General features: G+C 64.0%; 12 protein-coding genes. 6 read left to right on the top strand and 6 right to left on the bottom strand.

Going from position 1 to position 12,709, the window contains the following annotated elements:
* Positions 1–10: 10 nt before the first annotated feature.
* Positions 11–754 (bottom strand): type I 3-dehydroquinate dehydratase, encoded by a 744-nt coding sequence (locus ACSR87_RS10625; RefSeq protein WP_498530443.1) that lies wholly within the window; start codon positions 752–754, stop codon positions 11–13.
* Positions 755–1,295: 541 nt separating this feature from the next.
* Positions 1,296–1,964, bottom strand: a complete 669-nt coding sequence (locus tag ACSR87_RS10630) for a type I 3-dehydroquinate dehydratase (RefSeq protein WP_498530444.1) — start codon at positions 1,962–1,964, stop codon at positions 1,296–1,298.
* A gap of 328 nt (positions 1,965–2,292) precedes the next feature.
* Here ACSR87_RS10630 and ACSR87_RS10635 point away from each other — a divergent pair, with 328 nt between their 5' ends.
* Complete coding sequence (locus ACSR87_RS10635) at positions 2,293–3,189, top strand: NAD-dependent epimerase/dehydratase family protein (protein WP_498530445.1); 897 nt, start codon at positions 2,293–2,295, stop codon at positions 3,187–3,189.
* Positions 3,190–3,249: 60 nt separating this feature from the next.
* On the opposite strand, the gene ACSR87_RS10640 is transcribed toward ACSR87_RS10635, so the two are convergent.
* From ACSR87_RS10640 to ACSR87_RS10650, 3 genes are all read right to left on the bottom strand, one after another.
* Complete coding sequence (locus ACSR87_RS10640; RefSeq protein ID WP_498530446.1) at positions 3,250–4,023, bottom strand: IclR family transcriptional regulator; 774 nt, start codon at positions 4,021–4,023, stop codon at positions 3,250–3,252.
* A 219-nt stretch (positions 4,024–4,242) separates the two neighbouring features.
* The gene (locus ACSR87_RS10645; RefSeq protein ID WP_004065137.1) at positions 4,243–4,932 is read right to left on the bottom strand and encodes a 4-carboxy-4-hydroxy-2-oxoadipate aldolase/oxaloacetate decarboxylase; all 690 of its coding nucleotides are present in this window, start codon (positions 4,930–4,932) and stop codon (positions 4,243–4,245) included.
* A gap of 197 nt (positions 4,933–5,129) precedes the next feature.
* Positions 5,130–6,140 carry a Bug family tripartite tricarboxylate transporter substrate binding protein gene (locus ACSR87_RS10650; RefSeq protein ID WP_004044327.1) on the bottom strand — a complete coding sequence of 337 codons (1,011 nt, stop codon included), beginning with the start codon at positions 6,138–6,140 and terminating at the stop codon, positions 5,130–5,132.
* 246 nt (positions 6,141–6,386) lie between these two features.
* Here ACSR87_RS10650 and ACSR87_RS10655 point away from each other — a divergent pair, with 246 nt between their 5' ends.
* Positions 6,387–7,430, top strand: a complete 1,044-nt coding sequence (locus ACSR87_RS10655; RefSeq protein ID WP_498530447.1) for a zinc-dependent alcohol dehydrogenase — start codon at positions 6,387–6,389, stop codon at positions 7,428–7,430.
* Between the two features lie 229 nt (positions 7,431–7,659).
* On the opposite strand, the gene ACSR87_RS10660 is transcribed toward ACSR87_RS10655, so the two are convergent.
* A complete protein-coding gene (locus ACSR87_RS10660) occupies positions 7,660–8,307 on the bottom strand; it encodes an MBL fold metallo-hydrolase (protein WP_008577357.1) in 648 nt (215 codons plus the stop codon).
* Positions 8,308–8,600: 293 nt separating this feature from the next.
* On the opposite strand from ACSR87_RS10660, the gene ACSR87_RS10665 reads away from it, so the two are divergent.
* The 4 genes from ACSR87_RS10665 (at position 8,601) to ACSR87_RS10680 (ending at position 12,351) form a co-directional block, all read left to right on the top strand.
* On the top strand, positions 8,601–9,116 hold the full coding sequence (locus ACSR87_RS10665; RefSeq protein ID WP_008577359.1) for a tripartite tricarboxylate transporter TctB family protein: 516 nt from the start codon (positions 8,601–8,603) through the stop codon (positions 9,114–9,116).
* Positions 9,116–10,603, top strand: a complete 1,488-nt coding sequence (locus ACSR87_RS10670) for a tripartite tricarboxylate transporter permease (RefSeq protein ID WP_006600663.1) — start codon at positions 9,116–9,118, stop codon at positions 10,601–10,603. The genes ACSR87_RS10665 and ACSR87_RS10670 overlap by 1 nt, the downstream gene beginning before the upstream one ends.
* A gap of 534 nt (positions 10,604–11,137) precedes the next feature.
* On the top strand, positions 11,138–11,569 hold the full coding sequence (locus ACSR87_RS10675) for a universal stress protein (RefSeq protein ID WP_498530448.1): 432 nt from the start codon (positions 11,138–11,140) through the stop codon (positions 11,567–11,569).
* A gap of 134 nt (positions 11,570–11,703) precedes the next feature.
* Positions 11,704–12,351 (top strand): MBL fold metallo-hydrolase, encoded by a 648-nt coding sequence (locus tag ACSR87_RS10680; protein ID WP_498530449.1) that lies wholly within the window; start codon positions 11,704–11,706, stop codon positions 12,349–12,351.
* The last annotated feature ends 358 nt before the right edge of the window (positions 12,352–12,709 follow it).

The following is a 12,709-nucleotide window of genomic DNA, read 5'->3' on the forward strand; positions in this document are numbered from 1 at the left end:
GTCGGGGTCGTCAGTCCGAGAGCGTCAGTTCCTTCGGCACCGACACCTCGCTCCGAATCGTGTCGATGACCTGTCCGTCGGCGCGCTCGTTTTTCGTGAGTTCGATGAGCGAGGCGAGCTTTTCGAGCGGAATCTGTCCCGGCGCGTAGTCGTTGTCGTCCGCGAGGAGGGGCGCGTAGCCGAGCTTCGACCCGTAGAGATGGCCGATGACGCGGGTGTGACTTCCGAGTTCGCCCATCGAGATACCGGCCACGTCGATGCCGCGGTTGGTCGCGTCGTTGACGGCCTCCAAGAGCGTGAGCGTGTCAGCTTGATTCTGGGGGAAGACGGCCACCTTCGCAACGTCACCGAACTCCGCGCACTGCTCGATGATGGCGTCGAGCACCTCGCGGTCGGGCGTCTCATCGAAGTCGTGATGCGAGATGATGAGCTGCACGTCGTTCTCGCGGAACTCGTGGGCCAGCCACTCCTTGGCGCGGACGGTTTCGAGTTCGATGTCGACGAACTCCACGGCGTCGTACCGAGATGCGGAAAACAGGTCGTCCAATCGTCCGGTGTCGCTTGCCTTTCCCCCGAACCACCGTGCGCGATTGGTCGCGATTATCGGGAGTTCGCCGTCGTACGCGGCGAGTTGTTCGAGCGGGTCGTCCGCTTGGTCCATTCGGAATTCGATGAGGTCTGCCACCCCTCGTGCGTCTACCTCTCGTGTGAGGTCGTTTGTTGTTGCCGCCAGTGCAGACTCGTCGAGTTTCATGTGAACGCCTATCATCCCGTCGCGTATAAATCTTAGCTGTCGACGCAAGAGTTCTCACCACCTCGTAGGCGGTGAGAGACGCCGTTTTCGGCGGTTTCTCCGGAATGTTCATCGAAGATATCGGCTATGAGCCGACGATTATGAGGTACTAACTTGAACACTGCCGAGAAACCTTCGGCGTTCGGCGTCAACGCTCGGCTATCTGTTCTCCGACGAGGCGACCGGATACCGGCAGTCGGCGTCTGCCGGCGACCGACGTGGGCGCGCGCAGTCGGTGAGCCGTCCAGTCGAGTCGTTCGGTCGCCCGACTGTTCGACCACCCCGACTCGAGCAGCGTCTCGCCCGGACGAGTCGGCCCTATCCGGTCGAGTTTTTTCCGATTCCTTTGATTACTCTATTTCTGATATTATTAACGTCTCGTCGGCACAACACTCCCGCGTCGGGTCGGTCCGAAACACCGACAGTCGCGGACGGTTCCGCGGACGAACCGCCCGGTTCGGCGCGGTCGACCCGCCGATTCGTCGTCCCCGACTCGACGAGCTTATCGGGCCGAAGAGACCCACTCGACGAGGTTCGACAGCGTTCCGAGGTCGATGTCGTCCGGAGCGCACTCGTCGCTGACGATGGGTGCATAGGCGATGGACACACCGTAGAACACGCCGATAACTCGGGTGTGGCGGCCGATTTCGCCCAGCGCGTAGCCGGTGACTCGTATCCCCCGTTCGGAGGCGGTGTTGAACGACTGCAACAGCGCGAGCGAGTCGGTTTTCTCCTCGGCGGTGACGACGAGTTTCGCCACGTCGCCGTAGTTATTGCACTCTGATACTATCTGTAAAAGCTCTGATTTATGAGGTTTCTCATGGCGGTCGTAATGGGAGACGATGAGTTCGACGCCCTGCTCGCGCAGTTCGTCTCGGAGCCATCCACACTCACGAATCGTCCGCAGTTCCACGTCGACCAGCTCGACGGCGTCGAACGCGGCGGCGGCCGCGAGGGTCTCCAGCCGGTCGGACTCGGCGGCGGTTCCACCGGCCCACTCCGGCCGGTTCGAGACGATGAGCGGGACCGACCCGTCGTACTCGTCGAGCGCGTCGAGCGGGGTGGACGCCCCGTCCATCCGGAACTCGACGTAGTCCGCGATGCCCTCCGCGGCCGCCGCTTCGGTCAGCGTCTCGGTCACTCCGGCCAACGCGTATGCGTCCGCAGCCATGGAACTTGATACCAAGCACTCGTATAAAATAGTTCCCCGCCGGGCGCGTTTCGCCGTCACCTGTCAGTCCCTCGAAACCCGACACACAGTCACGCACGCCGCCGTTTTGACAATGTTGGAACCCTCCGAGAGTCACGAATCTCGGTCGACGACGGCGTTTCGCGGATAACTATGACAATCTTAATCCTGTAATTATCATGGTCTTACAGACCATATTTGTTTCAACGATGTCGAAATACGGACGGTCGAAGCGGCGCGTTTCCGAGCGAGACGAACTTACCGCCGCCACCAAGATTTAAATCGGGGAGTTCCGTATCCCTCAGTATCGATGGTTACGCAGCAAGTCCTAGTCACGGGTCCGTTCGGTGAGGCGGGCGAAGCGATTCTCAACCACCTCGCGGAACGCGACGAGTACGAGTTCACGTATCTCGACCGGACCGAACACCCGGAGTACGAGACGTTCGTCGCGGACATCGCGGAGTACGAGGCTATCCGCCCGGCGTTCGATGGGCAGGACGCCGTCATCCACCTCGCCGCGCAGTCCGACGCGGGCGCGGCCTTCGAGGATATCGTCGAGCCGAACATCACGGGCACGTACAACGTCCTCAAGGCGATGGAGGACGCCGGCGTCGAGAAGCTCATCTACGCCTCCTCCCAGCGCGTGATGGGGCTGTACGAGGAGGACCTCGCGCCCGACCTCTACGAGGAGGACTACCCCAGCAAGTACGACCCCTTCCGGCTCACCCACGAGACGCTCCCGAAGCCCGACGGCTACTACGGAGCCTCGAAGATGTTCGGCGAGCACATCTGCCGGACGCACGCCCGCCGCGACGGCGCGCCGAGCCAGGTCTACTCGATTCGCATCTCCAGCGTGCGGACCGAGCAGTACGACCACCCCTACGGCGACGCTGAGCGCGGCGTCGACCGCGACGACGAGCACAAAGTCGAGGACGGCGAGGTGTGGGACCAGTCACAGACGGGCTCGTGGGAGCGCGGGAGCGACGAGTACGAGGAGATGGTCAAGCGGCTCAAGGCGACGTGGACCTCGCAGCGTGACTTCGCGCACCTGCTCGAATGCTGTCTCGAAGACGACTCGGTCACCTACGACACGTTCTACGCGGTGAGCGGCAACAAGGCTCGCTGGTTCGATATCGACCACGCGAAGGCGGTCCTCGACTACGAACCGGCCGACGACGGCTCCGAGTGGGACAGCCCGCCCGAGTGAGACGACGGGAGACCGCCGCCGAGCGCAGCGACCGCGGCCGACGGCGCTTCGGTCGCCCGCTCAGTACTGCTTGATTTTCAGCTCGATGATGTTCTTCTTGTTCAGGAGCGCCGGGGCGAGTTCTTCTTCGATGCGGCCGTCCTCGATGCGGCTCATCGGGCCGCTGATGCTTATCGCGCCGACGGCGTCGTCCGGCTCGGAGACGATGGCGGTGCCGACCGCGCAGACGCCGGGGTAGTGTTCCCCACGGTTGATGGAGTAGCCGCGGTCGCGAATCGCTTCGAGTTCCTCGTGGAGCGCCTCGCGGTCGGTGATGGTGTCGTCGGTCAGGGCTGGGAGGCCGCGGCGGTCGACGATGCGGTCGACCTCGTCCCGCGAGTGCTCCGCGAGCATCGCCTTCCCCGTCGCCGTCGAGTGGAGGTAGAGGTGGTCGCCGAGCGGCGCGTCGTCGTCGATGGACTCCGGGCTCTGGGCCTTGTAGAGCTGGACGGCGAACCCGTTTTGCTCGACCGTCACGTTGGTGTGCTCGCCGGTCTGTTCTTTCAGTTCGTCGAGTTCCGGCTTGGCGACCCGGTATAGCGCCATCCCGTCGCGCATCGCCCCGCCCATCTCGAGGAACCGCAGGCTGCAACGGTACTCGCTTCCGACCTTGACGACGTAGTCGGTGTCCACGAGCGTCGCCAGATGGATGTGCGCCGTGCTGACCGGCAGCCCCATGTCCTCGGCGGTCTCCGACAGCGTCGCGCCGTCGACTTCGCGGAGATATCGGATGATGTCGAACGCCTGTTCGACGCTCTGTATCCGCCGCGAGCCCGACCCGGTGGAGTTCGTCATGACTTGACGATGGGCCACCGCGTCCCTAATAGCACCGATTCGTTTCAACGATGTTGGAACTCGGCGGGTCGAACGTCCTGACCCGGCGTCGCGTGGCCGACGCGTCGCTCGCGACTGGTCAGGTCTCGGGAAAAACGCGGGTCGCGCGGGTGGCATGACAGTCGACGTGCGGACTGTTCGAGTCGGTCGTCGCCGCGGCTCGCCGCGTCTTCGGTGACGTTACTGAATCGAGTCTTCGGGACCGACGATGGTCAGGTTCTCGAACAGTTCGTCGTAGCCGTTGAGTTCGTAGAGGTACTCGCCCTCGAGGACTTCCTCGCGGACGGAATCTTCGGCGCTGAGCTTCTCGTGTGCGCGTTCGAGGACTTCCTCGGCTCCCTCGCGGGGAATGACCGCGAGTCCGTCGTCGTCGCCGATGACGATGTCGCCGGGGTCGACGCTGACGCCGCCGACGGAGACGGTGACGTTGATGGAGCCGGGGTCCTGCTTGAGCGGCCCTTGGGGGTTGACGCCGCGGCCGTACACCGGGAACTCCATCTCGGCGATTTCGCGGCTGTCGCGGTACGCGCCGTCGATGACCAGTCCGGCGAGCCCGTTCGCCTGACACGAGGTGCACATCAGTTCGCCGACGTGGCCGGTGTCGGTGTAGCCGTCGCAGTCGATGATGAGCACGTCGCCCGGCTCGGTCAGCGTAATCGCCTTGTGAATGATGAGGTTGTCGCCGGGCGCGGCCTTCACCGTGACTGCGGTCCCGGCCATCTCGACGCCGTCGTAGGCGGGCCGGAGGCCGGCGTCCATGGTCAGACCGATGTTGCCGGTCACGTCGGAGACGATGGTGCTCGGAATCTCCTCGAACGCCTCGACGAGTTCGCGGTCCGGTCGCTCTACGTCGGGCTCTATCGTGTGCATACTCGACCCGATGCGGACGATTCACGTTAAACTATCGGTCGGTCGAACGCTTGCGGTCCGCGTCGCGGGTCGCGGGCGCGCTGTGAGGGCCGCCGCCGCTCGCGGTGTGGAGCCGACGAAAAGAGAAGGGCGCAGGTACGTGTCGGGTCGGGTACCTCTGTCGCGGGGAACGGGATTCGATGGCGACGGTGGCGACGTTACTGCTCTTCGATGCCGAGTTCGTCGACGAGGTTGCCGTAGAACTCGTACTGCTGGTCGAGGAAGTCCTGAAGCTCGTCGGGGCCGCGTTCGACGCGGATGAAGTTGTTGTTCTCCATGAACTCCACGAACGAGTCGTCCTCGTAGACGGCGCTGTACACGTCGGCGAGCTGTTGCTTCAGTTCGTCGTCGATGCCGGCGGGCGCGAAGTGCGCGAGCCACGAGCCGATGGAGATGTCGAGACCCTGGTCCTGGAGCGTCGGCGTGTTCGGGAGCGCTTCGACCTGCTGGTCGAACGCCACGCCGAGGGCGGACAGTCCGCCGTCTTGGACCTGTGGGGCGACCTCGGCCGCGCCGACCGCGGTACAGTCGACCTCGCCGTTCACGACGGCCGTCATAGCCGGGGCGGCACCCTCGTAGGAGATGTGCTCCACGTTGACGCCGGCCTCGCTGGCGATGCCGGCCGCCGCCATGTGCCACGACGACCCGAACCCGGAGTTCGCCATTTGCAGGGTGTTGTCCTGCCCGTAGCTGATCCACTCGTCGAGCGTGGAGAACTCGGCGTCCTCGCTGACGACGAGCGCCGCGGGGAACTCGGTGTACTGCATGATGGGCGTGATGTCGTCGGGGCTGAGGTCGGCGATACCGAGGTGCTCGAACAGCGCAATCTCGGGGGCAGTACAGCCGATGGTGTGCCCGTCGGGCTCGGCGTTGGCCGCCGCGTTCATCCCGACCGAGCCGGAGCCACCGGTCTGGTTGCTGACGTTCCACGAGACATCGGTGTGGTTCTCAGCCGCGTCTGCGACCGCGCGGCTCGTTCGGTCGGCTCCGCCCCCGGCGGACCACGGCGAGATAACCTCGACCGGACGGGAGGGCCACTCTTGCTCTCCTGAGAGGCTGCCGAGACAGCCGGCCGAGAGCGCAACCCCGCCGACGCCGGCGGCCTTGATGAAGTTCCGTCTGTTCAGCGCGCTCCGTCCACTCCGATTGCTAATGGTGTCGTCTCCCATTGTACCCGAATGTTTGAACAATCCATACAATAAGCATTGTGGTCGCTCCGAATATGGCGCGACGGTCGATACCGCGGTGCAGTTCTGAACGATTTCGCGCGCCCGCGAGCGCCGGCCGAAACGGGAGGGTTCGCGGGGACTCGCGCTCGCGACATCGCTTGACTGCTCGCGTTCGTGTCGACCGTTGCCCGCAAGCTTCTCCCCCAAGAGCGTAGATTTATACCCCGGCGGTATTCAAGGAGATGTATGCGCGGGTTAGCCAAAACGAGCCGAGAGCCCGGAGCTATGGAACTCGTCGACGTCGAGACACCCGAACCGGCGTCCAACGAGGTCCTCATCGAAGTCGACTACGCCGGACTCTGCGGGAGCGACGCGGGAATCTACAAGTTCAAGTCCGCCTTCGAGCGGATGAACATGCCGACCATCATCGGCCACGAGTACACGGGCCGCGTGGTCGAACGCGGCGACGACGCCACCCGATTTTCCGTCGGTGAGCGCGTGGTCGAGCGACCGATTCGTGGCTGCGGCGAGTGTTTCCAATGCCAAATCGGTGAGGAGAGTATCTGTCAGGACGCGGTCCTGACCGGCATCGACCTCGACGGGGCGTACGCCGGCTACATCGCCGTCCCCGAGTCGGCGCTCCAGTCGGTCCCGTCGAACGTCGAACCGAAGCACGCGGCGCTCGTCGAACCGACGGCAATCTGCACGCGTGCGGTCATTCAAAACTCCCGGGTCAAAGCCGGCGACCGAGTGCTCGTCGCCGGTCCCGGTCCCATCGGGCTACTCTGCGCGCAGGTAGCCGCTTCGCAGGGCGCTGAAGTCGTCGTCGCGGGCGTCGGTCGGGACACGAACTACCGACTGCCGCTGGCGGAGGAACTCGGCTATCCCGCGGTCAACATCGAAGAAGACGACTTGAGCGCGACCCAGCGCGAGCTGACCGGCGGCGCCGGCTTCGACGTGGTGTTCGACACGACCGGCCACCCGTCGGGCCTGCCGATGGCGGCCGAGCAGGTCCGCAAGGGCGGCCAGATAGTTCTCGTCGGCCAGACCGGCGAGACCACGATGGAGTTCACGCCGCTCGTCCGCGCAGAGGTCGACCTCCAGTGTACCTACGGCGCGACGTTCGAGGACTTCGAGCGGGCGTTCCGACTCATCGGCTCGGGCGACGTGGACCACGCCACGTTCCTCGACGACCGCTTCCGACTCACCGAGTCCGAAGACGCCTTCGAGGCGTTCCTCGCCGGCGAGACCTGCAAGCCGGTGTTCGACGTTTCGGTCCTTCGGGACTGACGCGACCGATACCGTCTGGTTCGCAGTCACCCTCAGCCATCGTTTCATAGCCGCCGTTCAGTTCTCAGCCACGGCTCGTTTCACACCACGGCTCGTTCACCACTCGCCTGTCTCTGCCGGACCGGGTCCAGAGAGACCGCTTCGCAGTCGGTCGTCAGAAAAGCATGCCGCGAAGTGGGCTATCGGGAATCGTGACACCGCCGGTGCCGCTCGGTTCGACGGGACGGGGTCACTCCGGCCGGGGGTCCCACTCGCGCTCGACGAGGAAGTCGTCGAGCTTGCCCTTGGGGTCCTCGAAGACGTGCGAACCGTGGAAGACGAGCAGCGTCTCGAAGTCGTACTGGAGCAGGTCGTAGAGGTTGATTTCGGCGGCCTTGTGGTCGTCGTTGAACAGCGCCGGCGGCGGGAGCAGATAACCGGCCGGGAGGCCCGCGCGGTCGGCCCCGTCGAGGCTGTCTCCGGAGATGAGGATGCCGCGGTCTTCGAGCAGGAGCGCCGAGGTCGCCTTCGTGTGGCCCGGCACCTCGATGACGCGGATGTTCCCGTCGAGCAGGTCGCCGTCGGTGAACGTCACGTCCGGCTCGTAGTCGATGGCCTCGTGGAGCTTCGACTCGTTGGCCGACGCGACGAGTTCGGGGTCGAACGCCTCCATCACCGACGGGAGGCCGCCGTGGTGGCCGTGGTCGCCGTGGGTGATGATGACGCGGTCGACGCCGCCGTACTCCCGCTCCAGAATCTCGACGAGCTCCTCGCCGTCCTCGTCGAAGCCGGTGTCCACGAGCGTCGTCTTCCCCGTCGGCGTGTCCTTCAGGACGAGGACCCGGACGTGTTCGAACTGAATCTGGTCGATACCCTCGGTGACGTTGCTGACACTCATTCCGATGGAACGGTAGTTCGCAGCGCTGGTTAATTCTATCGATGGGCGCGAAACCCGGCGTTGTCGCCCGCGAACATGTCGGCTTCGCTACCGTACCGCCCGCCCGCCGAGCCACGCTTCAGTGTGCGGTTGTCCAGTCTCGCTGGCGGTCTCCGACGGTGACTGGACGATAGTCTCGACCGTACATAGTCCTCGTGTCGAAATCGTGACTTTCAGCCCCGAACGGGCGGGTAAAGACCAATATGTTTATTACATACGATTGCTTGGTATCATACCACGAGGCAGAACAAATAATGGTGATTCAGAAAGTCGGGGCCGTCCTGGATAGAATCGGCTTGGAGAGCGTTCGTTCAAGTCCGCTGTCAGTCTTCTTCATCCTGTTTTCGGCCGTCGTCATCTTCTTTGCGAGCCAGTTCCCGTCGGGTGACGGCGTCGGGCCGTCGTTCTTCCCGATTGCGGTGTCGGTCGGCATCATCTTCTTCGCCGGCATCGACGTGCTGACGGGGTCCGAGACGGAGCTCGAAATCTCGGAGTTCGACTTCAAGCCCGCGGCCGTCGTCGCGGGGTTCCTCGTCGCGTACGTACTCGTGATGCCACTCCTCGGGTTCCTCGTGTCGACCATGGTGTTCATGCCGGTCGTCCTCTACTACTCGAACATCCACTCGAAGCTGCTGCTCGCAGTGCTGTCGATTGGGTTCCCCATCGCGCTGTTCTACATCTTTGGCCGCATCTTCCTCGTTCGCCTCCCTGAGGGTATCGTCCCGGTGTCTCGACTGCTGCCGCAGCTCCCGCTGGTGGTGACCTTCTGATGGTCGTCGAATACATCGGGCAGGCGCTCGTCAACCTCGCTGACCCGTTTATCCTCCTGTTGATGGTCGGCGGTATCTTCCTCGGCATCCTCATGGGGTCGATTCCGGGGATGACCGCGACGATGACCATCGCGGTCCTGCTGTCGTTTACCTTCACGATGGAGCCGAGTCAGGGGATGATTCTCCTGTTGGGTATCTACGGCGGCGCGGTGTACGCGGGGTCGATTCCGGCGATTCTCATCCGCACGCCGGGTACCCCGTCGGCGGCGGCGACCATCTTCGACGGCCACCCGCTCTCCCAGAAGGGCGAGGCGGGTCGCGCGATTCGCGTGAGCACCATCGCGTCGTTCGTCGGCGGCGTCATCAGCGTCTTCGCGCTGATGTTCTTCTCGCCGGTCATCGCCGACGCCGCCCTCCGGTTCCGCTCGCCGGAGTTCTTCGCGCTCGCCTTCTTCGGGCTGACCATCATCGCCAGCGTGAGCGGCGACTCGCTCACCAAGGGGATGGTCTCGGGTCTGCTCGGGATGCTCGTTGCGACGGTCGGTATCGACCCCGTGACCGGCTTCCACCGGTTTACGTTCGACATCCCCGAACTGCTCACCGGCGTCGAGTTCATCGCCGTCATGATCGGCCTCTTCGGCATCGCCGAGGGGCTTCGCAAGTACTCCCAGGGCATCAACAGCGGGAACGACCGCGTCGACCAGGAGATAACCGGCGTGTTCCCCTCGCTTTCCGACCTGCGGTCCATCGCGCCGGTCAGCGTCGGGTCGGGCATCCTCGGGTCGTTCATCGGCGCGATTCCCGGCGCGGGCGGCGACATCGCCGCGTTCATCACGTACAACGAGGCCACCCGCTGGCTCAAAGACAGCGTCCCGTCGTTCGGTGAAGGGAACGTTCGCGGCGTCGCGGCCGCCGAGTCCGGGAACAACGCGAGCACCGGCGGCGCACTGATTCCGACGCTGACGCTCGGCATCCCGGGCGACTCCGTCTCCGCCATCCTCATCGGCGCGCTGTTGGTCCACGACGTGAACCCCGGTCCGGGCCTGTACCAAGAGGAGCCGGTGTTGCTGTACACCATCTTCGTCGGGTTCCTCCTCATCTACGTGTTCATCCTCATCTTCGGCATGCTCGGCGCGAACTACTGGGCGCGCCTCATCAACATCCCGAAGTCCCACATCTGGCCCGTCATCCTCGTGCTGTGTGTCATCGGAGCCATCGCGCTCCGCGGCAACGTCTTCGACGCGTGGATTATGCTCGGCGCGGGCGTGTTGGGGTACGCGATGCGGCTCCGGGGCTACCCGCTGGCACCGATGGTGCTCGGGCTCATCCTCGCGCCCATCGCGGAGGAGAACCTCCGCCGGTCGCTCGTCCTCTCGGGCGGGTCGCCGACCATCTTCCTCACGAGTCCCATCGCCCTCGTCATCATCCTGCTCGGTCTGGGTGCGATTGCGCTCCCCGCGGTGCGCTCGATTCGCGCGAACGCGTAACGCCGCCACCCTCGACGCTTTTCTCACGCCGCGTTCGTTCCCCGTCTGATTTCTCCCGTGGGTCGCACCCGAGCGGCGCACCGCTCGGTGCTCGCGACGCGTGCGGTGCTTCGACAGCCGGCAAGGCGCGCGCCCGAGGCTAACACCGAGACGGCTCACGACGGCTGGCGGAGCGTTGTCGGCTCCCGGTTCCATTCTGTTCACTCCGGTCTCTCACACCCCACGCGACGGCGTCGATGTCGCGGGCGACCCGCTTGAACTGATCGGCTCTGTTTCGAGGATGTTGAAAGACAGGGGTATTTTTCGTTCCACTCGGACCGGAATTACGGACGTAGTGCTGTAATGGAATTCGGTCGATTTCGGTTTAGTTACGATACTGTTGAAATGCACCCGGTTCGACGGTCGAATTCACGTGTCGCGTTGGCTGTCGAGACCGCGAACCGAAACCGCGAATCGCGCCGACGCGGCGCTCGGCGGTCGCTCCGAATGGGATTCGGCGAAACGATATTATATCCCACCGTGGTACACGCTGGTATGGTCGTTGTTGCAGCAGTCGACCGGTCAGGTCGATCAGCACACGTTGTCTCGGAAGCCGCATCGCTGGCGGCGGCGTTCGACGAAGCGGTCCACGTCGTCCACGCGCTGACCCGCTCGGAGTTCATCGACCTCGGGCTGACGAGCGCGCAGGCCGAGGAGCCGAAGGATATGGACGAGATTCGCTCGGCCGCCGCCGAGATGGCCGAAGACTCCGTGTCGGGACTGGACGTTCCGTACGAGACGGTGGGACTCGTCGGCAACCCGGCCGACGAAGTCATCGAGTACGCCGACGAACAGGACGCGAGCTACATCGTGGTGAGTCCGCGACGCCGCTCGCGCACCGGAAAGATGCTGTTCGGAAGCGTCGCTCAGTCGATTCTCCTGAACGCGTCGTGCCCGGTGGTGTCGACCCTCGCCGACGGGGAGTAGCGCCCGTCGGGGGGCGAGCCTGCCCGGAGCGCCGCCGCGCAGGCTCGTCGGCTCGGCTTCGGAACGCCGCGTTGCACGCGCGTGAGAACGCGCGTCTCCCTTTTTATCGCGACTCGCCGTAGTCTCGACCGCGCATGACAGTGACAGATGTCGCAGACGGAGTGTACACGATACAGTTCGACCACGTCCGGGTGTTCATCATCGAAGACCGACCGGCCGGAACGACCACGCTCGTCGACGCGGCATTCCCCGACGACGGCGACGAGTTAGTGTCCGTGCTGGAGTCGAAGTTCGGCGGTGTCGACCGACTCGTCATCACCCACGGCGACGAGGGACACTTCGGCGGGACGCCCGCCGTGTTGGATGCGTTCGACCCCGAACTGCTCGTCCCCGGCGGCGCGAAGGGCTTCTACGACGCGCTCGACATCGAGGCCGACCGCCACTTCCGCCACGACGACGTGCTCGACGGCGGAATTCGAATCGTGCAGGTGCCGGGCCACACGGTCGCAAACAGCGGCCTGCTGTTGGAGGACGACGGCGTGTTCATCGCCGGCGACGTGGTCGAGGGGTCGGACCGCCGCGGCCTCCCGCCGGGGTTCCTCGTCCCGCCGGCGGCGCAGTTCAACGACCTGAGCCACGAGGAAGCCGAGCGGAACCTCGTCAAACTGTTCGACTACGATATCGAGACGGTGCTCGTGAGCCACGGCACGCACGTCGACGACGACCCGCTCGGGAAGTTGGACGACTGGCTCATCGACCGCCAGTGGACGCTGTCGTACTGAGTCGCTTCGAGTCGGCCGGAGGCACACCCGACCGACACGTCCGCGGAGTCGCTCCACACCCGAGCCAGAACAATACTTACCGAATTTCTTTGATGTAGTGAAAATTGATAATTTTGGGTCGGGAACACGACTCTGTCGGAGGGGTGAAAAGGCAAAAAACCCGATATGTAGCCCACGAAACGCCGATATTCGGCTAACTGAATTTCGATACGCCATCAATGCGTAGGAAACTAGTATCCTCTATTGAGTCCGCGAGAATGGGCGTTCAGTGGCTTCTCATGGATGTGTCACGCCCGGTTTGTGTCTGTTCGGTGTTTCCTTTTGAACAGTCTATTTCTATATACTTTTTAGAATTAGA

The organism is Haloferax sp. SDI50, from assembly GCF_059802635.1.